The sequence below is a fragment of the Solirubrobacter soli DSM 22325 genome (genome assembly GCF_000423665.1).
Lineage (GTDB): Bacteria > Actinomycetota > Thermoleophilia > Solirubrobacterales > Solirubrobacteraceae > Solirubrobacter > Solirubrobacter soli.
Map to the genome: position 1 here is coordinate 100,602 of NZ_KE384070.1, position 20,717 is coordinate 121,318.

Sequence of the window (20,717 nt, forward strand, 5' to 3'; positions counted from 1 at the left end):
GGGCGGCGGCATCACCTAGATCGGACGATTCGTGCCCGTCATACGGACGGGGTGATGGCCGTTGTGAGGGGTGCGAGGAGCGTTCTCGCCATGAGCACCGCAGTCCCCACGCGCCCGCGCCCACAGGCGAGCGGCGCGACGAGTACCGACATGCTCGTCGTCTTCGGCATCAGCGGCGACCTCGCGAAGGTGATGACGTTTCGCTCGCTCTACCGGCTCGAGCGCCGCGGCCTGCTGCGGTGTCCGATCCTCGGCGTCGCCGTCGATCACTGGAGCGACGACGATCTGCGCACCCACGCCCGCGCCGCGATCCGCGCGACCGGCGAGTCGATCGACGAGGACACTTTCGCCCGGTTCGCCCAGCGCCTGAGCTACGTGGGCGGCGACTTCACGGACCCGGCGGCGTTCGAGCGCGTCGCGGCGGCGATGAACGGGGCCAAGCGGCCCGTGTTCTACCTCGAGATCCCGCCGTCGCTGTTCGGCATGGTGGTCAAGGGCCTGGCCGGAGCCGGCCTGACGGAGGGAGCGCGCGTCGTCGTCGAGAAGCCGTTCGGCCACGACCTCGAGTCCGCCCGGGCGCTGCAGGCCGAGCTCGGCCAGTACCTGAGCGAGGAGCAGCTCTACCGGATCGACCACTTCCTCGGGAAGCTCGGCCTCGCGGAGATCCTCTACCTGCGGTTCGGCAACGCGATCTTCGAGCCCGTCTGGAACCGCAACTACGTCGAGTCCGTGCAGATCACGATGGCCGAGGACTTCGGCGTCGACGACCGCGGGCACTTCTACGACCCCGTCGGCGCGCTGCGCGACGTGGTCGTCAACCACCTCATGCAGGTCGTCGCCGCCGTCGCCATGGAACCCCCGTCGGGCGCCGACGCGCGCACGCTCAAGGACGCGATCGCCGCTGTCCTGCGGGCCACGCAGCCCGCCGACCCCGGCCACTACGTCCGCGGCCAGCACGACGGCTACCGCTCGATCGAAGGCGTTGCCCCCGACTCGACGACCGAGACCTATGCGGCGCTGCGGCTCGAGATCGACAACTGGCGCTGGGCGGGCGTGCCGTTCTTCATCCGCACCGGCAAGTGCCTGCCGACGACGCAGACCGAGGCGCGCCTGGTCTTCCGGCGGCCGCCCGGGCTGGGGTTCCTGCCGCGCGGCAGCCAGGCGCCCGAGGCGAGCGAGATCGTCATCAAGCTCGATCCCTCGACCGGGATCCGCATCGTGGTCGACGCGCGCCGCGGCGACGTGCCGGAGCCGGAGAGCGTCACGCTCGATCGCGAGTTCGCCGATGCGGGCGACGAGGGCGCGACGCCATACGAGGTCCTGCTCGACGCCGCGATGCGCGGCGACTCCGCCCGCTTCCGGCGGATGGACGCCGTCGAGGAGCAGTGGCGGATCATGCAGCCGCTGCTCGAGGCGCCGCCGCCGGTCGAGCCCTACGCGAAGGGCACCTGGGGCCCGGTGTCGGCCGACCGCCTGCCCGCCGGCTCCGGCGGCTGGCGCGACCCGTGGGTGGCGTCATGAGCGCCGCCACGGTCGACGGCGCCCAGGCCGTCCCGCAACCGCGACCGCAGAGCGCCGCCGCGCCTTCGCCGTTCCCGCCGATCGCCTCGTATGGATTCCTCTCGGACTGTCATACAGCGGCGCTCGTCGCGCCGGACGGCGGGATCGGCTGGCTGTGCGTCCCGTGCTTCGACGCCCCGAGCGTCTTCGCCACGATCCTCGATCGGCAGGCGGGCTACTTCCGCGTCGGGCCGTTCGGCGTCGACGTGCCCGCGGCCCGGAACTACGAGGCCGGCACGAACACCCTGGTGACCACCTGGCACGCTCCCGGCGGCTGGGTGGTCGTCCGCGACGCCCTCGCGATCGGCCCGCGGCGCGGGGAGGACACCGTCACGCCGCACACGCGCCCGCCCGCGGACGACGACGCCGACCACCTGCTCGTGCGCTCGATCGAGTGCCTCGAGGGTCTGGTCGAGGTGGAGCTGGTGTGCGAGCCCGTGTTCGACTACGGGCGCACGCCGGCGGACTGGCAACTGGTGGGCGACGATCGCCACACCGCGGACGCGAGCGGCGCCGGCGTGACGATACGCCTGCGCACCGACATGGCGCTCGGGGTCGAGGGCAACCGCGTCCGGGCCCGGCACGCGCTGCGGGCCGGCGAGCGGGCGTTCTGCTCGCTCTCGTGGGCGGCGGAGCTGGAGTCGCCGCAGGACGCCGGCGAAGCCGAGGAGCGGCTGGCGCAGACGCGGCGCTTCTGGCGCACGTGGCTGGCGGGCGCCCGCATCCCGGACCATCGCTGGCGGGAGCCGATCCAGCGCTCGGCGCTGGCGATCAAGGGCCTGACGTACATGCCGACCGGCGCGACGGTCGCCGCGGCGACCACCTCGCTGCCGGAGACGCCCGGTGGCGAGCGCAACTGGGACTACCGCTACGCGTGGATGCGCGACTCGACATTCACGCTGCAGGCGCTGCATTGGCTCAACCTGGACTGGGCGGCCGAGGAGTTCATGCAGTTCGTCGCCGATCTCGAGGCCAACGCGGACGGCGCGATGCAGATCATGTACGGGATCGACGGGCGGCGCGACCTGACGGAGTCCACGCGCGACGACCTCTCCGGCTACGCGGGCGCGCGACCGGTCCGGATCGGCAACGGCGCATTCGACCAGCGTCAGAACGACGTCTACGGCGCCGTCCTGGACTGCATCCTGCTCCACACCCGGCGCAGCCAGCGGTTGTCGCGGCGGCTGTGGCCGATCGTCGAGGCGCAGGCCGAGTGCGCGCTGCGCGTCTGGCAGGAGCCCGACCAGGGGATCTGGGAGGCGCGCGGCGCGCCGCGCCACTACGTCTCGTCCAAGCTCATGTGCTGGGTGGCGATGGACCGGGCGGCCAAGCTGGCCGACATCCGGGGCGATCGCGGGCTCATGGAGCGCTGGGGCACGGCCGCGGAGGAGATCCGCGCCGACATCCTCACCCACGGGGTCAGCGAGCGCGGCGTGCTCCGCCAGCACTACGAGTCCGACGCCCTCGACGCGTCCAACCTGCTCGCCGCGATCTTCGGGTTCCTGCCGGGCGATGACCCGCGGCTGCGCGCCAGCGTGCTCGCGATCGCCGACGAGCTCACCGATCAGGGCTACGTCCTGCGCTACCGGACCGACGAGACCGACGACGGCCTGAGCGGGCGCGAGGGGACCTTCCTGATCTGCTCGTTCTGGCTCGTCTCGGCGCTGGCGATCATCGGCGAGCTGCAGCGGGCGCGCGACCTGATGGAGCGGCTGCTGCACGAGGCGTCGCCGCTCGGACTGTACGCCGAGGAGCTCGACGCGGACACCGGCCGGCACCTGGGCAACTTCCCGCAGGCCTTCTCGCACCTCGCGCTGATCGAGGCGGCCGCGCGGATCATCCTCGCGGAGGAGTACGGACGATGAGCCACTACGACGTGATCGTCATCGGCAGCGGCGCGGGGGGCGGCACGCTCGTCCACCGGCTCGCGCCGTCGGGCAAGCGGATCCTCCTGCTCGAGCGCGGCGACTGGCTTCCCCGCGAGCCGCACAACTGGTCCGCCGCCGACGTGTTCGTCGACAACCGCTACGTGTCCGCGGACACGTGGTACGACGACGCCGGCAGGCCGTTCCAGCCGCAGGTGCACTACTTCGTCGGCGGCGCGACCAAGCTCTACGGCGCCGCGCTGTACCGGCTGCGCGCGCGGGATTTCGAGGAGTTCTCCCACTACGACGGGATCTCGCCCGGCTGGCCGGTGGGTTACGACGAGTTCGAGCCTTACTACACGCAGGCGGAGCGGCTGTACCAGGTCCACGGGGCGCGCGGAGAGGACCCGACCGAGCCGCCCGCGAGCGCGCCCTACCCGTTCGCGGCCGTCACGCACGAGCCGCGGATCCAGCAGCTCTCCGACGACCTCGCCGCCGCCGGCCTGCACCCGTTCCACGCGCCGTGTGGCGTCATGCTCGACGAACGCGACGCGCCCAACAGCCGCTGCGTGCGCTGCGCCACCTGCGACGGCTTCCCGTGCCTGGTGCACGCGAAGTCCGATGCGGAGGTGCTGGCCGTGCGGCCCGCGCTCGCGCACGCCAACGTCACGCTGCTCACCCGCACGCGTGCGCTGCGGCTGGAGACCAACGCCGCGGGCACGGCCGTCACCGGCGTCGTCACCGAGCGCGACGGCGTCCGCGAGACGTTCAGCGCGGACATCGTGGTCGTGTCGTGCGGCGCCGCGAACTCGGCGGCGCTGCTGCTCGCGTCGGCCGGCGAGACGCACCCGCATGGCCTGGCGAACGACTCCGGGCAGGTCGGGCGCAACTACATGTTCCACAACAGCCAGGCCGTGCTCGCGCTCTCCAAGGACGAGAACCCGACGGTGTTCCAGAAGACGCTCGGGCTCAACGACTTCTATTGGGGCACGGACGGGTTCGAGCACCCGCTCGGCAACATCCAGATGGTCGGCAAGTCCTCGCCCGACATGTTCCGCGGCGAGAAGCCGCTGCAGACCAAGCTCGCGCCGCAGTGGACGCTCGAGAAGGTGGCGCGGCACGCGATCGACTTCTGGCTCTCGACCGAGGACCTCCCGCGCCAGTCCAACCGCGTCACGCTGCGCCACGACGGCTCGATCGCGATCGCCTACGAGATGACCAACCAAGTGCCCGCGCAACGGCTCCTGCACGAGCTCAAGGAGCTGCTCTCCAAGCTCGGCATGCACGAGCACCACCTGCTGCCGCGCCACGCCTACCTCAAGAACGAGATCCCGGTCGCGGGCGTGGCCCACCAGGCGGGCACCTGCCGGTTCGGCCTGGACCCCGCGACGTCGGTGCTCAACCCGAACTGCCGGGCGCACGAGGTCGACAACCTCTACGTCGTCGACACGAGCTTCTTCCCGAGCATCGGGGCCGTGAACCCTGCGCTGACGGCGATGGCCAACGCCCTGCGCGTCGGCGACCACCTGCTCGAACGGCTCGGGGCGGTCGCGCAGCCGGAGCCGGCTCATGCCTGAGCGTCGCCGGGTCGCGATCGTCGGCGGCGGGTTCGGCGGGATCGCCGCGGCGCGCGCACTCCACGACGCCGACGTCGACGTGACCGTCGTCGACCGCATGAACCACCGCGTGTTCCAGCCGCTGCTCTATCAGGTCGCCGCCGGCATCCTCTCGATGGGCGAGGCGGCGGCGCCGATCCGGCCGATGCTCGCCCGCCAGGCCAACGCGCGGGTGTTGATGGCCGAAGTCGACGAGCTCGACCCGCAGCGGCGCGAACTGACCCTGGACCGCGGCGAGCGGATCGGCTACGACAGCCTGATCGTGGCGTGCGGCGGGGCTACGTCGTACTTCGGGCACGACGATTGGCGGGAGCACGCGTCCGGCCTGAAGACGATCGGCGATGCGATCGCGCTGCGCGACCGTATCCACATGGCGTTCGAGGAGGCCGAGCGCGCGCCCGACGAGACGACCCGTGAGGAACTGCTGACGTTCGTGGTCATCGGCGGCGGACCGACCGGCGTGGAGGTCGCGGGGCAACTGGCGGCGATGACGCGCCACCACATGCAGGGCCAGTTCGCGCGCATCGACCCGGCGCGGGCGCGGATCGTGCTGCTCGACGCCGGCGACCGCGTGCTGACCGCGTTCAGCCCGTCGCTGTCCGCCAAGGCCGCGAAGGCGCTCGCCGCGCTCGGCGTCGAGGTGCGCGAAGGCGCGATGGCGACGGCGATCGACGCCGGGGGCGTGACGTTCGAGCAGAAGGGGACCACCGAGCGGCTCGCAGCGCGCACGGTGATCTGGGCGGCCGGCGTCCAGGCCGCACCGTTCGCCGCGAAGGTCGCGGAGGCCACCGGTGCCACTCACGATCGTGGCGGCCGGGTCCAGGTCAAGCCCGACAACGGGGTCGAGGGGCATCCGGAGATCTCCGTGATCGGCGACGCCGCGTCGCTTGCCGGGGCGGACGGGCACCCGCTCCCCGGCCTGGCCACGGTCGCGATCCAGCAGGCGCGGCATGTGGCGAAGGGCATAGCGGCGGGCGCGCCCGGCGCGACCACGCCGTTCCGGTACTTCGACAAGGGCGCGCTCGCGGTCGTCGGGCGCGGCCGCGCGGTGTGCGAGGTCCGCGGCGTCAAGCTGTCCGGGCCGCTCGCGTACGCGACATATCTCGGCGTGCACCTGTACTACCTCGGCGGCGTGCCGGGCGGGCGGATGTCGGTGTTGAGCGCGTGGACGACGACGATGGGCGGCCGCGAGCAGAGCCGCGTGATCGAGCGCGAGCTGCCACGGGAACACGCCCGGGTCTAGCCATGAACGTCGACCTGGCCCGGGTGCAGTTCGGGCTGACGAGCATCTATCACTTCCTGTTCGTGCCGGTGACGATGGGGCTGGCGTTCAGCGTCGCCGTGCTGCAGACGCTCTGGCATCGCTCGGGCGCGGCGGAATGGCTGCGGCTGACGCGGTTCTTCGGGACGCTGCTGCTGATCAACGTGGCCGTGGGCGTGGCCACAGGGCTGGTGCAGGAGTTCCAGTTCGGCATGAACTGGTCGGCCTACTCGCGCTACGTCGGCGACGTCTTCGGCGGGCCGCTGGCGATGGAGGGGCTCGCGGCGTTCTTCCTGGAGTCGACGTTCCTCGGCCTGTGGGTGTTCGGCTGGGGTCGGCTGGGACGCCGCGCGCACCTGTTCTGCATCTGGATGGTGGCGCTCGGCTCCTACCTGTCGGCGGCGTTCATCATGGCCGCCAACTCGTGGATGCAGCATCCGGTCGGATACGCGGCGGGCGATCCGCCGCGGCTGAACGACATCGGCGCCCTGTTCACGAACCCCGTGTTCGTCTGGGCCTACTTCCACGTCGTGCTGGCGGCCCTCGCGACGGGCGCGCTGGTCGTCCTGTCCGTCTCGGCGTGGCACATCCGGCGTGGGCATGAGGCGTTCGCCAAGAGCGCGGCCTTGGCGATCAGCGTCCTCGTGCCGGTGAGCATCGCGCTGATCCTCGTCGGCAGCCAGCTCGGCGTGATCGAGACCCGCTACCAGCCGATGAAGATCGCGGCGGCGGAGGCGCAATGGGACACGTGCCAACCGTGTTCGTTCTCCGCGTTCCAGATCCGCGGCGGGGCCAAGGATGAGGAGCCGCAGAAGGTGATCGCGATCCCGCACCTGCTCTCGTTGCTGGCGACGCTGTCCTGGAACGGGGAGGTGCAGGGTCTCAATGAGCTGCAGTCGTCCTACGAGCAGCAGTACGGGCCAGGCGACTACGTCCCGAACGTGTTCGTCCAGTACTGGTCGATGCGGGTGATGGCCTATCTCGCCACCGCGGTGATGGCGCTCTCGTTGTGGGGCGCGTGGCTGCTGCACCGGCGCCGGCTCGCGACGTCGAAGTGGTTCCTGCGTGCGGCCGTGTGGGCGGTGTTCACACCGTTCCTGATGAACACCGCGGGCTGGATGCTGACCGAGAACGGCCGTCAGCCGTGGATCGTGCAGGGCCTGATGAAGACCGCGGACGGCGTCTCACCGTCGGTGAGCGTCACCTGGATCTGGATCAGCCTCGGTGCGTTCGCGCTCCTCTACCTCGTCCTGGCCGTCGTCGATCTCGTCCTGATGCTGCGGTTCGCACGCCGCGAGCCGACGGCCGCTTCGCCGGAGCAGCAAACGACCTTGCCGGCGCTGACCTACTGAGGAGGGACGATGGACACGCTCTGGTTCGTCATCGTCGCGGTGTTCTGGACCGGGTTCTTCGTGCTGGAGGGCTTCGACTTCGGCGTCGGCCTGCTGCACGCCGTGGTCGGGCGCGACGAGCGTGAGCGGGGGCTGGCGCTGAGCGCGATCGGGCCGTTCTGGGACGGGAACGAGGTCTGGCTGATCGTGGCCGGCGCGTCGATGTTCGCCGCGTTCCCCGACTGGTACGCGACCCTGTTCTCTGCGCTCTACCTGCCACTGCTGCTGGTGCTCGTGGCCTTGATCCTGCGCGCGGTCGGCTTCGAGTTCCGTGAGCGGGTGCGCTCGCCGGGCCGCCGGCGGGTGTGGACGTGGGCCGTCACCGGGGCCAGCGCCCTGATCCCGCTCGTGCTGGGCGTCGGGCTCGGGGATCTCGTGGCGGGGCTTCCGCTCGGGCCGGACGGCGAGTACGCGGGCAACCTGGCCGACGCCTTCACGGCCTACGGACTCCTGACCGGCGTGACGCTGCTGGCGCTGTGCGCCCTGCACGGCGCCGCGTTCCTCGCGCTCAAGACGACCGGCACCGTGCGCGAGCGGGCGCGGACGCTCGGGGTGCCGCTGGCCGCGGTCGCGGTGGTGCTGACGCTCGTGTTCGCCGTCTGGAAGCCGGGGGTCCTGAGCGCGGTCGCGGTGGTCGCCGTCGCCGCGGCGGCGATCGCGTTGCGCGCGGGCCGCGAGGGCTGGGCGTTCACGGCGACCGCGATCGCCATGGGCACGGCCGTCGCCTCACTGTTCGCCGACCTGCACCCGAACGTGCTCGTCTCGACGAACCCGGCGTACACGCTGACGATCGAGGGTGCCGCGTCCGGGGACTACGCGCTGAAGGTCATGACGGTCGTCGCCGCGGTCCTGTTCCCGGTCGTGCTGCTCTATCAGGGCTGGACCTACCACGTGTTCAGGGCTCGCGTCCAGCACGACCCGCCACCCGGCCGTCCTCCAGCACGATGACCTCGTCCATCGCCTCGAGTCCGGCGAGGCGGTGCGTGATCAGCAGGATGCCGCGGTCGCTCGACAGGGCGTCGGCGACGATCGCGTCGCCGGTCGCGGCGTCGAGGTGCTCTCCGGGCTCGTCGAGGATCAGGAGCGGGAAGCCGGCGAGCTCGGCGCGGGCGAGCGCGAGCCGCCGCCGCTCGCCGCCCGAGAGCTGCTCGCCGCCCGGACCGCACTCGGTGTCGAGTCCGTCGGGCAGGCTGTCGACCCACGCGGCGAGGCGCGCGCGCTCGAGCGCGACGCGCAGGTCCGCTTCGCTCGCGTCGCGACGGGCGAGCAGGAGGTTCTCGCGCAGGGTCGTGTCGAACACGTGCGCGTCCTGGGCGATCAGCCCGACGACCGTGCGGTACGCGCCGCCGTCGAGCGTCTCGATCGGGACGCCACCGAGTGTCACCGAGCCCGCCTCGTAGTCGAGCAGCCGCGTCAGCACGGCCGCGAGCGTGGACTTGCCGGCGCCGCTGCGGCCGACGACGGCGATGCGCCGGCCGGGGGCGAGGTCGAGGTCGATCCCATCCAGCACCCACGGCCCCGCGGGCCCGTAGCGAGCCCGGAGGCCGCGCACGCGCAGCTCGCGACCGGCCGGCAGCGGCGCCGGGTGCGCCGGCTCGGTCACCGGCGCGGGTACGTCGAACGGCTCCAGCACGCGCCGTGCGCTCGCCCGCCCGGCGGCGAGCTGCTGGGCGGCGCCGGGCAGGCCGATGACGAGCTCGAGCGCGGCGAGCGGCACGAGCACGACGACCGCGAGCAGGACGCGGTCGAGCCGGGCCTCGTCGACGGCGTGCACGCCGGCGGCGAGGGCGCCGCACAGCGCGAGCCCGCACGCCAGCGTCACCACGGCGCGCCCGCGCCCGAGCGCCCGCGCCGCGCCACCCGCCTGCCGGGAAAGCCGCGCGTCGAGCTGCGCGACGTCGCGCAGCGCGTGTGGCAGCGCGCCGTTGACGCGCAGCTCGGGCGCCGCGTGGACGATGTCGACGACCGCGGCGCCGAGCTCGCCGTGGAGATGGGCGTCGTGGCTCCGTGCGCGCCACGGCTGGGCGGCGGCGGCGACCACCAGCGCGGCCAGGACGAGCGCACCCGCCGCCGGGAGCAGCGTCCACAGCAACACGACCGTCGCCGCCCCGGCGAGCAGCGCGACGGCGCACGGCGCGACGACCCGCAGCAGCAGATCCTGCAGCGCATCCGTGTCGCGGACAAGACGCGCGAGGAGATCGCCGTCACGGAACGCGGGCAAGCCGGTCGGGGCGAGGGGGACGAGCCGGCGGTAGAGCGCCACCCGCAGCGCCGCGAGCGCACGGAACGCCGCATCGTGGCCGGCCAGACGCTCGGCGTAGCGCCCGATCGCGCGCGCGAGCGCGAAGAACTGCACGCCCGCGATCGCCAGGCCGAGCACCGCCGCCCCCGGCTGCTCCGCCGCGCGCGCGATCAGCCAGGCCGACGTGGCGAGCAGCCCGACACCCGCGCACGCCGCGCCGGCCCCGAGCAAGGTCGCGAGGAACAGCCGCCCGCGCGCGGGTCGCCCGAGCGCGACGAACCGCCGCACCGCGCCGCCGCCCGCCAACCTAAAGGGGTCAGGCCCCTTTAGGTTCATGCCATCGCCTCGGTGGGTGCGAGCTCGATCACCCGGTCGGCGAGTGCGATGAGTGCGGGGCGGTGCGCGACGAGCACGACGGTGCGGCCGCGCGCGAGTTCGCGGACGACCTCCGCCTCGGTGCGGGCGTCGAGTCCTGCCGTCGGCTCGTCGAGCAGCAGCAGGGGCGCGTCGCGCACGAAGGCGCGCGCGAGCGCCACGCGCCGGCGCTCGCCCGCGGACAGGCCCGCGCCGCGTTCGCCGAGCGGCGTGTCGATCCCCGCCGGGAGGCAGACGACGGTGTCGGCCAGACGCGCGTCGGCGAGCGCGCGCCAGACCGCGGCGTCCGACGCGTCCGGCCGGCCGGCGCGGACGTTGTCGGCGATCGTGCCCGCGAACAGGCTCGGGTGCTGCGGGACCCACGCCAACGAGTCGTGCCACGCCGCGGGGTCGAGGTCGCGCAGGTCGACTCCACCGACCGAGACCCGGCCCGCCTGCGGCGCCACCAGGCCGAGCAGGACGGCCAGCAACGTCGACTTGCCGGTGCCGCTCGGCCCCGTGAGCGCCACGATCTCGCCTGGCTCGACCGTCAGCGAGACGCCGTCGAGTACCGGGCCGCCGCGCCCCGGATAGGCCACGCGCAGCCCGTCGACGACGATCGAGAGCGACGCGACCGCGCACGTCCCGGCTCGCGGGACGGGCGCGTCCAGCACCGCCGCGATCTGCGCGAGCGCCGCCTTTCCCTCTGCCCCCGCGTGGTAGCTCTCGCCGAGCCGGCGCAACGGCAGGTACGCCTCGGGCGCGAGGATCAGGACCAGCAGCGCCGTCTCCAGGGCCATGTCACCGCCGAGCAGCCGCAGGCCGATCGCGACGGCGACGAGCGCCACAGAGAACGAGGCCAGCAGCTCGAGCACCAGGGATGAGAGGAAGGCGACGCGCAGCGTCGCCAGCGTCTGCTCGCGATACGCGCCGGCGACGACGCCGATCGTGTCCGCCTGCGCCGCGGCGCGCCCGAAGAGCTTCAGGGTCGTCAAGCCGGCGACGACGTCCAGGAAGTGGCCGGAAAGGCGTTGCAGCGTGCGCAGGCTCGTGTCCACGCGCTCGCGCGTCGAGGCACCGACGAGCGCCATGAACAGCGGCACGAGCGGGAGCGTGCCGAGCACGATCGCGGCCGACACCGGGTCGCGGGCGGCCAGCACGACGAGCACGACCCCGGGGACGATCGCCGCGAGCGCGACCTGAGGGAGATAGCGGGCGAAGTACGGGTCGAGCGCGTCGATCCCACGCGTCGCGAGCGTGCTAAACGCGCCCGGCGACGGCCCGTCCACGCGCCCCGCCCGTTCGAGCAGCGCGAGCCGGAGCCGGGTTCGCACCCGGGTCGAGCAGCGCCCGCTGACGACCTCGGAGAGCCAGGCCAGCGCGGCGCGCGCCACCACGACCCCGACCAGGGCCGCGAGCGCGCCGGTCGACACGCGCGCGATCGCCGCGGCCAGCAGCCACGCCTGGGCGACCAGCGCCAGCGCCGTCGCGACGCCGAGCGCGACGGAGGCGATGATCGACACACGCGCCTGCGCCACGATCCACCTCGGACGTTCGCGGGCTCAGGCCTCGATCAGGCCGAGCTCGCGGGCGCGCATCACCGCGGCCGAGCGCGATCGCACGCCGATCTTGCGATAGACCGCGTTGGCCTGCGTCTTGACGGTGTTCCCCGTGACGCTCGTGCGCTCGCCGATCTGCCGGAACGTCAGGTGGGTGGGGAGGAACTGGAGCACCTTGAGTTCAGCGGCGGTCAACACGAACCGCTCCTCCCGCACGGCCGTGCGGTAGGCATCGAGCTCTGCGCCGGCTGCCAGCTGCCACTCCGCGAGCGTCACCGCGCCGGGGAGCCGCGCGACCAGCCGGCCGGCCGCCACGGCGTGCCGGCACGCCCCGTTGACGTCGGTCAACCGCAGGGCCGCGCGCGCCAGCACCACCTCGACCTCGGCGTCGTACCAGACCGCGAAGTCCGTCAGCCGTTCGCGCAGCGCCGCGGCCGCCGCGAGGTCCTGCGCGGCACCGTCGACGCGGCGCAGGGCGCTCACGAACGCCGACACGGCGAGGACGAGTGCGCTGGCGGGGAAGCGTTCCAGGCGGAAACGCTCGACCTGAGCGCGGGCGCGGGCCGTGAGCCCGGCGGCCTCCTCACGATCGTCCTCGTCGAGCGCGAGGAGCGCGAGCTGCGCGAGGCAGAGGGCTCCGATCAGCGGTGCGTGGACGGCTGCCCGCCGCGCGCCCTCCTCGAGCAGTGCGCGTGCAGCGCCGCGTTCCGAGCGCAGATGAGCGGCGACCCCCGAGGCGAGTCGGCAGAGCGCCTGGCCGGGGCTGTCGGGCGCGAGCAGCTCGGACGCGCGAGCAGCGTCCGCGGCGATGGCGGTGAGGCCCTGGCGACCGAGCACCGCGCGCAAGGCGGTGCCGACGCCGACGATCTCCGGCGTGCCGCCGGAAGCGGCCGCGCGAAGCCAGTGCTCCGCGATGTCACCTTGCCCGCCGGCGAGCTGGACGGCGGCTGCGGCAACGGCGAGGGGCGGCCGACGGGCGATCTCTCCCGGTGCGAACAGGCTGAGCCAGTGCTCGACCATCTCACCCGTGGCGCGCTCGACGCATTGTCCGAGCGCGGCAGAGACGGTCGCGCACCCTCGTTGCGGATCGCCCGCCGCGAGCGCGTGACGGAGCGCGGCCTCGGTGTCGCCGGCGCGCTCGTGCCAGGCGCTCGCCCGCCGGTGCAGCGCCGGCTCGAGCGCCGGTCCACGCGCGCCCAACTCGGCGCGCAGCAGGTCGCGCACGAGGTGGTGATGGCGCACGCGCTCGCCGCTGCGGTCGAGCGCGACGAACGGGAAGCCGCGGCGTTGGAGCCGGTCGAGCATCCTGGCCGAGTCCGTGCGCTCGAGCACGGCGTCGCACAGGGGTGCCGTGAACGCGTCGAGTGCCGCCGTCGCGGTGACGAACTCGCGCTCGGCGTCATCGAGCGTCGCGAGCACCTCGTCGCGGATGTACGCGGCGACGAGCCGGTCGCGGCCGTCGAAGCACGCGAACGCATGCTCGGCGGCACTCCGTCCGAGTGAGACGGCGGCGAGCGCCAGCCCCGCGGGCCAGCCTTCGGTGTGGCGCATGAGCGCGTCGAGCGCCTCGGCGTCGACCCGCAGGCCCGCCGCTCGGACGAACTCGGCGGCCTCGGCTCGGGTCATCGCCAGAGCCGGCGCCCGCAGCTCCGTCACCAGTCCCGCGGCGCTCAGTCGCGCCACGGGCAGGGGCAGCTCGGTGCGCGACGCGAGCGCGATGGTCATGCCCTCGGGAGGCCGCCGCATGACGCCGGCGAGCGTCTCGTGGGCGCCGGGCTCGAGCACATTCTGCACGTCGTCGAGGACCAGGACGATGCGGCCGTCGCGGGCCTGGGCGAACGCGTCGTCCGCGGCCCGGGCGATCGCGCGCAGCAACAGCAGCGGATCGTCGTGGGGGCGGCCCAGCGTCAACCACGCGCTCGGCCGCGGGTCGCGCGCGCACCACTCGCGCAGGAGCGTGGTCTTGCCGTACCCGGCCGGTGCCACCAACACGGCGAACGGACGCCCGCCGGGGCCGCCGAGCGCGTCGAGCAGGCGTTCGCGCCGTGCGAGCGGGGGTCGCGCCGGATTCCGGAGCTGCGCGTCGCGTCGTGACATGATCGGGCGCAGCTGCGTGTCACGCAGCACCTCGTCCGCAGAGATGACCGTCATCGTACGGGCAGCTTGCCGCCGGTCGCTCGCCGACGGCAAGGGCGTGAGGACCTGCCTTCGGGGGTGCTGACCCGACGCGAGAAGGGGTGCTGGCCCGCGAATGAGGGGTTGACGGGCGTCGGTTCGAAGCGGGATAGTCGAACCGTGGGAGCGCGCGTCATGCCCTCCGCCGTCCCGGCTCGGCCATCAGCCGCGCCCGCGTGCCGTCCGCTACGCGTGATCGTCGCCGATGACAGCTACCTCGTGCGGGAGGCGCTCGGATATCTGCTCGGCACCGACCCGCGCGTCGATCTGGTGGCTCGCTGCGAGGACGGCGAGGAGCTCGAGCGCATGGTCGGCGCCGAGTTGCCCGATGTCGTGCTGACCGACATCAGGATGCCGCCGCGCGGGGACGACGAAGGCATCCAATTCGCCGAGCGGCTTCGCACGACGCACCCTGGGATCGGCGTTGTCGTGCTCAGCCTCTACGCCGACCCGCGGTACGCGCTCGCGCTGTTCCAGCACGGCTCCGAGCGTCGTGCCTACCTGCTCAAGGACCGCTGTCGCGACCGCGAGCACCTGATCGGCGCCATCGCTGCCGTCGCGGACGGCGGCTCGGTGGTGGACCCGAAGATCGTCGAGGCGTTGATCGCGGCGCGCCGTACCGGGCTCGACGAGCTCACGCCGCGCGAGCGCGAGATCCTCGGCGGCATGGCGCGAGGCATGAGCAACCAGGCGATCGCCGGCGAGGTCTTCCTGTCCAAGAAGGCGGTGGAGAAGCACATCAACGCGATCTTCATGAAGCTCGGCCTGGTCGAGTCCGAGGAGGTCAGCCGGCGCGTCAAGGCGGCGCTGATCTACCTGTCCGGCGACACGAGCTGAAGCACCTGAGCCGCCGGCGGCGTCCAGCGACCCTCGAGCGCCTCCTCGCGCGGCCAGAAGAGGCGCAACGTGAGGACGAAGCGGTCCGGCGGGGCCGGGAGCCAGTTCGTCCCACGACCGGCGTCAGGCGCGTCGTGCTGGATCAGGATCGAGAGCGCGCCGTCGGCGTCCAGCATCAGGCCCTGCGCATCGCTGAGCGATCCGGCGGACGTCGACAGCGACCAGAAGGCTTGGACCGGCGGCGCCGCCTCGGGCGCGAAGCGCAGGACATAGCGGTCGCGTCCCGTCAGGGCCACACCGTTCGCGTCGGCCTCGGCCACCGCCACCAACTCGTCGGTCGCCGGCTCGTCGCCGAGGCCGGTGCGCGCTGCCGCCGCACGTCGCAGATAGTCGCTCCCGTAGCGCCCGTGGTCGTAGTTGATCCGCCACGCGCCCACGCGCGTGCCGGCCGGCTGGGCGACCGCCGCCCGGAGGGCCTCGCGGCCGCGCCGCACACCGGCGTCGAGGGCCGGCGCGAGCCCATCCCCAGCCGCGAGCACCTCGCGCAAGCGCGTCAGGATCCCGCGATCCGCGGGCTCCGGTGCGTTGTCGCCGCTCAGCCGCAGCAGATCCGAGAAGAAGGCTTGGGCGTCGAGCTGATCGACCTCGGCCGCCGCCCGCACCGTTGCGCCGTTGCCATCGGCGGCCGCCGCCGGCGCCTTCCCGTCCTCGACGGTCGTCCAGCGGCTCGCCGGCGCGAGCCGGATCCCCTCGGCGAGCCGATCGTCGCCCTCGCCCGCCTCGATCGCTCCCGTGACGCGCACGAGCCGTGTGGGCGTGGCGATCGCGGTCAGCCCGGCGCGCAGGTGGGTGCCCTGGCTCGCCGGTCCGACCAGAGCGATCGCGCGCGGTTCGGTGCCCGTCGTCCGCACGCCGACGGACGCGAACGCCGTGTGCCAGGAGTCGCGCAGCCAGATCACGTAGTAGCGCCCGAACGTCTCCGGCAGCGAGAGCACCCAGGGTTCCTGCCCGACGTCGAGCCAGCCCCAGATCCGGCGCGTGTGGTCCTGCGCGGCGGCGAGGAAGAGGCGGTTCGATTCGCGCGCGGCGTGGGCGCTGAGCAGCAGCGGATAGCCGAAGACGTACGCGTCCTGAGCCAGCGCGATGGCGTCGGACTCGGTGATCTCACCAGCGGACACAGGCTGACCGTAGGAGCACCCGCCAGGCTCCGGCATCATCCCGTTCGGACGACGCCGTTCAGGCGGGCATCTCGACCGGCGACGCATCTGTGGAGCGGCGCGCCGCACCGCGCATCCGCAGGCCGAGCATCGGGAACAGGAGCGTCGACAGGACCGCCGCGCCGACGAGCGATGCCGCAGTCGAGGCGCGCATGTGGCCCGTGTCGCGCGCGACCGTCGTGATCGCGAGCACCATCGGCAGCTGCGTCGCGCAGAACAGCGCGAGCGCGCGGCGTTCCGAGCCGTCGAGGACACTTCGATACAGGACCAGCGCGGGCACCCCGCGCACGACCAGGAACAGCCCGAAGAACAGGAAGATCTTGGCGATCGCGCTGGCGCTCCCGAACAACGCGTCGATGTCGATCTGCATGCCGCTGACCACGAAGAAGAACGGGATGAAGAAGCCGAAGCCGACCGCCGTGAGCTTGGAGTCGAACCCGCGCACCTCGGTCTCCCGGAGCAGCAGCCGGGTGATCATTCCGGCGGCGAATCCACCGAGCAGCAGATCGAGGCCGAGCTCGGAGGCGAGCAGGGCGAGCGCGAACACCAGCACCACGATCCAGCGGACCGCCAGCTGTGAGCTCTTCTCGATCGTCTGCTCGAGCATCGGGAGCAGATGGTGCGAGCTGCGCGTCACGGCCAAGGCGACGCCCACCGCCAGTCCGATGAAGGTGAGCAGGATGATCGAGTTGTGCAGGGCGCCCTGCGTCGAGAGCACCAGCGTGAGCAGCAGGATCGGCCCGAACTCGCCCGCGGCGCCCGCGGCCAGCAGGTACCGGCCGAGCCGGGTGTGCAGCTCACCGGTGTCGGACAGGATCGGGATCAACGTGCCGATTGCGGTCGTCGCCATCGCCGAGCCGGTGTACACGAGCGAGAGGACGACGCCCGCCCAGGCCAGCACACCGCCGATCGTGTAGGCCAGTGCGAGCGAGATGATCCAGCCCAGCAACGCGAGCCGCAGCGGCTCGCCGCGGATCCGCTGGATGTCGATCTCGTAGCCGGCGAAGAAGAACAGCAGGCCGAGGCCGAGGCTGGCGAGGAAGCTCATGACGTCCGACACGTGGATGCCGAGGACGTCGGGCCCGATCACGACGCCGATCAACAGCTCGACCACCACGGCCGGTACGAGGACACCACGGTCGCCGAGCAGCGCGGAGACGGTACCGGCGACCGCGCCCGCGACGACGATCGCCAGGGTCGTGGCGGGATCGACGGCCGCTAACAGCATTCAGCGCATCGACGCGCGACCGGCGATCCAGAAGAAGAGGTCGCTCAGCAGTCCGATGGCGACGATGATCCATTCCCAGCCGGTGACGCTGTTGGAGTCGATCGCCCACATCCAGGCGTAGAGCAACGTCGTCCACGGCAGGAGCAAGAAGCCGAGGATGATCACGACCCAGCCCGAGAACGCATTCCCGATGGTGTCGCTGAAGATCCAGAACCCGAGGATGAAGAGCCGGGGCCAGAACGCCACGTTGAAGAGCACGAACCACAGCACGACGCGCCCGGTGCCGGCGTCTTGGGATTCGTGGTGCTGCGGGAGCGGGGGGATCTCGGACATACAGCCGCGATCGTGTTGCGCCAAGCGCGAGCGCGCGTCATCCGATCGGGGTGATGTGGAAGAGATCGCCATCTCATCCGTCGGCAGCCTCCTGCAGGAGTTCGACCTCCGTCGGCTCAGAACCAGGAGGGCCCGGCGTTGACGTAGGGCGCTTCCAGCGCCGCGATCTCGTCGGGCGTGAGCTCGAGGTCCAAGGCGGCGACTGCCTCGGTGAGATGGTGGGGCTTGGTCGCGCCGATGATCGGGGCGGAGACGATCGGGTTGGTCAGCACCCACGCGAGGGCGACTTGGGCCATCGTGACCCCGCGAGCTTCGGCGACCTGTTGGACCGTGTCGATGACGGGCTTGTCGCGCGGCGCGTCGAAGGCCTGGACGACCTTGTCGACGGTGGAGCGCACGCTCTGCTCACCGTAGGGACGGGCGAGCCGGCCTTTGCCCTGCGGCGAGTAGGGCACCAGTCCGACGCCCATGTCGGCGCACATGGCCATCAGCTCGGGTTCGTCCTGGCGGCGCAGCAGGTTGTACTGGTTCTGCATCGAGACGAAGCGGGTCCAGCCGCCGAGGTCGGCGGCGTGCTGGAGCTTTCCGAACTGCCATCCGTACATCGAGGACGCTCCGATGTAGCGGACCTTGCCCGCCTTGACGATGTCATGGAGGGCTTCCATCGTCTCCTCGACGGGGGTCTCGGGATCGAAGCGGTGGATCTGGTAGAGGTCGACGTAGTCGGTGCCGAGCCGCGTCAGTGACGCGTCGATCTGCTCGAGGATCGCCTTGCGCGACAGGCCTTGTCCCCCCGGGCCGTCGTGCATGCGGCCGAAGACCTTCGTGGCCAGCACGATGTCCTCGCGCCGCGAGCAGCGCTTGATCGCACGTCCGACGACCTCCTCGGACGTGCCGGCCTGGTAGACGTTGGCGGTGTCCCAGAAGGTGATGCCGAGTTCGATCGCCTGCTGGAAGAACGGCTGCGCCTGATCGTCGACGAGCGACCATTCGTGCGCCCCCGGGGTGGTCGGGTCGCCGTAGCTCATGCACCCGAGCGAGAGCCGGCTGACCTTCAGCCCGGTGCTGCCCAATCGTACGTGCTGCATCTCTCGCACCCTACGCGTGTTTCGGCTCGGCTTGTTCCTGCATCAATGATGTCAACAGTGTTGACATCATTGATGCGGCGAGTTACGCTGCGGCGGTGGAGAGAGTTGCTGTGGCCGGCGGCCAGCCGGACGCCGCGCGTCCGCGCTTGGACGCCGAGCGCATCAACCGGACGACACGCCGAGCCTGCAGCGCATCGCCGAGCGTGTGCTCGGTGTCCTGCTGGAGATCGGGCTCTCGGAGGTGCGCGTCGCGCCGCATCTCGTTCCCGATTCTCGACGCGAGCTTTGACGATGCCACTGATCTGATCCTCGACGCGATCGAGCGTCTCGCCCTCACAGGAGTGTCCCCACCATGACGCGAGCTCTCAAGGCTCCCACGGCGGTCGCCCTGCTTGCCGCGCTGGCGGCGGGCGGGTGTGGCAAGGCCGCCCCGTCACCGTCGAGCAGCGCCGCGGCGAAGTCCCCCGCCGAGCTGAGCCCGGCGACACCCGCCGCGACGAAGGACGCGGGCAAGATCACGTGGGCGCTCTACCGGGACGTACAGACGCTCGACCCGATCCAGGCGTTCGACTATCCGGAGAACACCGTCGACGCCGCGCTGTGCGAGTCGCTGCTGCGCCAGAACCCGGACGGCAGCCTGGCCGCGGGGCTGAGCGCGCTCCCCGAGCGGCCCGACGAGAGGACCGTGGTGTTCAAGCTCAACCCGTCGGCGACGTTCTGGGACGGCAAGCCGGTCACCGCCGCCGATGCCGTGTACACGCTCCGGCGCGCGGCCGATCCCAAGGCCGGAGGGTTCTACCCGGCCGTCTTCACCCGCGTGAAGTCGATCGAGGCGACCGACGAGCACACGGTCACGATCAAGCTCTCAGAGCCGGACTACTGGCTCGACGGGGAGCTCTCCTCGATGCCTGGCATCGTGTACGAGAAGTCCTATGCCGAGGCGAAGGGCAAGAGCTTCGGCACCCCGGCGGGCGGCACCATGTGCTCCGGCCCGTTCAAGGTGGACGCCTGGAAGCCCGGCTCATCGCTGAGCGTCGTGCGCAGCGACGGCTATTGGGACCCCTCGCGCAAGGCGAAGCTGGCGGGGATCGACTTCAAGGGCGTCCCGGACGAGGCGAGCCTGACCTCCGGACTGCTGACGGGTGACATCGACGGCAGCTACCCGCAGGCGGTCAGCACGCTGGATCAGCTCGAGGCAAGCGACGCGCTCACCGTCAGCGAGGGCCCGTCGAACGCCACCGACGCGTTCGTGATCTCGAACCTGAAAGGGGTCCTGGGCGACGTCCGCGTGCGCCAGGCGCTCTCGCTGGCCGTCGATCGCGCGGGCTACATCCAGACCGCGTACAAGGGCGCCGCGCAGCTGCCGCGCACCCTGGCGAACCCCGGCTCGTGGGGCTACGGCAAGGCGGTCTTCCAGGCCGACTGGGACAAGCTCGCCGATCCCGCGCGCGATGTCACCAAGGCCGACCGACTGGCGCAGCAGGCGGGTGTGCAGGGCAAGACGCTGACGATCGGCATGTCGTCGGAGGTCCCGACCATCGCCGCATCGGCGAACGCGCTGCGCTCGGCGGGCGAGGCGATCGGGCTGAAGGTCGAGTTCAAGGCCGTCTCGGCGGAGAACTTCATCAACTTCTTCACCGACCCGAAGGCCCGCGAGGGCGTCGACGGGTTCCCGACCGTCAACTACCCCGACGCCGCCGATCCGGCGCTGTTCTACAACACCGTCGTCTCGCCGGACGGCTCGCAGAACTACTCCGTGTTCGCCGACGGGCAGATCAACAAGGCGATGGGCGACGCGCGCCGCACGGCCGACCCCGACGCCCGCGCCAAGCTCGTCGCGCAGGCCGGCGACCGGATCATGGACCAGCTGCCGTGGATCCCGATGGCCGCCGTCCACACCGTGCTGGTGACCCGCAGCGACCTCACGGGCGCGCCGTCGTCGTTCACCTACATGGCCGGCCCGTGGGCCGGCCTGCTCGGGGGGAGGTAGC

Annotated in this window: 16 protein-coding genes; 8 read left to right on the forward strand and 8 right to left on the reverse strand. The window is 72.1% G+C overall.

Translation table 11 applies throughout. From position 1 onward, the window contains the following. Positions 1-90: 90 nt before the first annotated feature. Genes zwf through cydB form a run of 6 tightly spaced genes read left to right on the forward strand, consistent with a single transcriptional unit; the run spans position 91 to position 8,641 of the window. A complete protein-coding gene (gene zwf, locus G569_RS0133460; RefSeq protein WP_037501093.1) occupies positions 91-1,521 on the forward strand; it encodes a glucose-6-phosphate dehydrogenase in 1,431 nt (476 codons plus the stop codon). Then, a complete protein-coding gene (locus G569_RS0133465; RefSeq protein WP_028066643.1) occupies positions 1,518-3,425 on the forward strand; it encodes a glycoside hydrolase family 15 protein in 1,908 nt (635 codons plus the stop codon). Before zwf ends, G569_RS0133465 begins: the two co-directional genes overlap by 4 nt. Then, entirely contained in the window at positions 3,422-5,002 is a 1,581-nt protein-coding gene (locus tag G569_RS0133470; protein ID WP_028066644.1) for a GMC family oxidoreductase, read from the forward strand. The genes G569_RS0133465 and G569_RS0133470 overlap by 4 nt, the downstream gene beginning before the upstream one ends. Further along, positions 4,995-6,284 (forward strand): NAD(P)/FAD-dependent oxidoreductase, encoded by a 1,290-nt coding sequence (locus G569_RS53715; RefSeq protein ID WP_053227363.1) that lies wholly within the window; start codon positions 4,995-4,997, stop codon positions 6,282-6,284. Before G569_RS0133470 ends, G569_RS53715 begins: the two co-directional genes overlap by 8 nt. 2 nt (positions 6,285-6,286) lie before the next feature. After that, positions 6,287-7,654, forward strand: a complete 1,368-nt coding sequence (locus G569_RS0133480; protein WP_028066645.1) for a cytochrome ubiquinol oxidase subunit I — start codon at positions 6,287-6,289, stop codon at positions 7,652-7,654. A gap of 9 nt (positions 7,655-7,663) precedes the next feature. Further along, entirely contained in the window at positions 7,664-8,641 is a 978-nt protein-coding gene (gene cydB / locus G569_RS0133485; protein WP_028066646.1) for a cytochrome d ubiquinol oxidase subunit II, read from the forward strand. Here cydB and cydC read toward each other — a convergent pair. From cydC to G569_RS0133495, 3 genes are read right to left on the reverse strand one after another with little or no spacing between them, the layout of a single operon-like run. Next, entirely contained in the window at positions 8,589-10,271 is a 1,683-nt protein-coding gene (cydC, locus tag G569_RS59510) for a thiol reductant ABC exporter subunit CydC (protein WP_084285974.1), read from the reverse strand. The two genes, cydB and cydC, sit on opposite strands and share 53 nt — an antisense overlap. After that, positions 10,268-11,827: a thiol reductant ABC exporter subunit CydD gene (gene cydD / locus G569_RS59515; RefSeq protein WP_053227365.1), complete on the reverse strand. Its 1,560-nt coding sequence runs from the start codon at positions 11,825-11,827 to the stop codon at positions 10,268-10,270. The genes cydC and cydD overlap by 4 nt, the downstream gene beginning before the upstream one ends. Positions 11,828-11,851: 24 nt before the next feature. Further along, the gene (locus G569_RS0133495) at positions 11,852-13,999 is read right to left on the reverse strand and encodes a winged helix-turn-helix domain-containing protein (RefSeq protein WP_028066647.1); all 2,148 of its coding nucleotides are present in this window, start codon (positions 13,997-13,999) and stop codon (positions 11,852-11,854) included. Positions 14,000-14,215: 216 nt separating this feature from the next. Here G569_RS0133495 and G569_RS0133500 point away from each other — a divergent pair, with 216 nt between their 5' ends. Next, positions 14,216-14,860, forward strand: coding sequence for a response regulator transcription factor (locus G569_RS0133500; RefSeq protein ID WP_037501095.1), 645 nt, complete (start codon positions 14,216-14,218; stop codon positions 14,858-14,860). Here G569_RS0133500 and G569_RS0133505 read toward each other — a convergent pair. The 5 genes from G569_RS0133505 to G569_RS63260 all read right to left on the reverse strand — a co-directional run bounded on the left by G569_RS0133505 (position 14,836) and on the right by G569_RS63260 (position 19,024). After that, on the reverse strand, positions 14,836-16,038 hold the full coding sequence (locus tag G569_RS0133505) for a DUF1214 domain-containing protein (RefSeq protein ID WP_028066649.1): 1,203 nt from the start codon (positions 16,036-16,038) through the stop codon (positions 14,836-14,838). The two genes, G569_RS0133500 and G569_RS0133505, sit on opposite strands and share 25 nt — an antisense overlap. Before the next feature lie 58 nt (positions 16,039-16,096). After that, positions 16,097-17,305: a cation:proton antiporter gene (locus tag G569_RS0133510; RefSeq protein ID WP_037501099.1), complete on the reverse strand. Its 1,209-nt coding sequence runs from the start codon at positions 17,303-17,305 to the stop codon at positions 16,097-16,099. After that, positions 17,306-17,638 (reverse strand): hypothetical protein, encoded by a 333-nt coding sequence (locus G569_RS53725; protein ID WP_037501101.1) that lies wholly within the window; start codon positions 17,636-17,638, stop codon positions 17,306-17,308. A 116-nt stretch (positions 17,639-17,754) separates the two neighbouring features. Next, the gene (locus tag G569_RS0133525; RefSeq protein WP_028066651.1) at positions 17,755-18,726 is read right to left on the reverse strand and encodes an aldo/keto reductase; all 972 of its coding nucleotides are present in this window, start codon (positions 18,724-18,726) and stop codon (positions 17,755-17,757) included. Between the two features lie 82 nt (positions 18,727-18,808). Next, positions 18,809-19,024 (reverse strand): hypothetical protein, encoded by a 216-nt coding sequence (locus G569_RS63260; protein ID WP_028066652.1) that lies wholly within the window; start codon positions 19,022-19,024, stop codon positions 18,809-18,811. 54 nt (positions 19,025-19,078) lie between these two features. Between G569_RS63260 and G569_RS0133535 the strand changes: the two genes are divergently transcribed. Then, the gene (locus G569_RS0133535) at positions 19,079-20,716 is read left to right on the forward strand and encodes an ABC transporter substrate-binding protein (protein ID WP_028066653.1); all 1,638 of its coding nucleotides are present in this window, start codon (positions 19,079-19,081) and stop codon (positions 20,714-20,716) included. Position 20,717 lies beyond the last annotated feature (1 nt).

Excerpts from the sequence above, each read along its gene's own strand:
- zwf (WP_037501093.1), top strand. The coding sequence starts at position 91 with ATGAGCACCGCAGTCCCCACGCGCCCGCGCCCACAGGCGAGCGGCGCG.
- G569_RS0133465 (WP_028066643.1), top strand. The coding sequence starts at position 1,518 with ATGAGCGCCGCCACGGTCGACGGCGCCCAGGCCGTCCCGCAACCGCGA.
- G569_RS0133470 (WP_028066644.1), top strand. The coding sequence starts at position 3,422 with ATGAGCCACTACGACGTGATCGTCATCGGCAGCGGCGCGGGGGGCGGC.
- G569_RS53715 (WP_053227363.1), top strand. The coding sequence starts at position 4,995 with ATGCCTGAGCGTCGCCGGGTCGCGATCGTCGGCGGCGGGTTCGGCGGG.
- G569_RS0133480 (WP_028066645.1), top strand. The coding sequence starts at position 6,287 with ATGAACGTCGACCTGGCCCGGGTGCAGTTCGGGCTGACGAGCATCTAT.
- cydB (WP_028066646.1), top strand. The coding sequence starts at position 7,664 with ATGGACACGCTCTGGTTCGTCATCGTCGCGGTGTTCTGGACCGGGTTC.
- cydC (WP_084285974.1), bottom strand. The coding sequence starts at position 10,271 with ATGAACCTAAAGGGGCCTGACCCCTTTAGGTTGGCGGGCGGCGGCGCG.
- G569_RS0133495 (WP_028066647.1), bottom strand. The coding sequence starts at position 13,999 with ATGACGGTCATCTCTGCGGACGAGGTGCTGCGTGACACGCAGCTGCGC.
- G569_RS0133510 (WP_037501099.1), bottom strand. The coding sequence starts at position 17,305 with ATGCTGTTAGCGGCCGTCGATCCCGCCACGACCCTGGCGATCGTCGTC.
- G569_RS53725 (WP_037501101.1), bottom strand. The coding sequence starts at position 17,638 with ATGTCCGAGATCCCCCCGCTCCCGCAGCACCACGAATCCCAAGACGCC.
- G569_RS0133525 (WP_028066651.1), bottom strand. The coding sequence starts at position 18,726 with ATGCAGCACGTACGATTGGGCAGCACCGGGCTGAAGGTCAGCCGGCTC.
- G569_RS0133535 (WP_028066653.1), top strand. The coding sequence starts at position 19,079 with ATGACGCGAGCTCTCAAGGCTCCCACGGCGGTCGCCCTGCTTGCCGCG.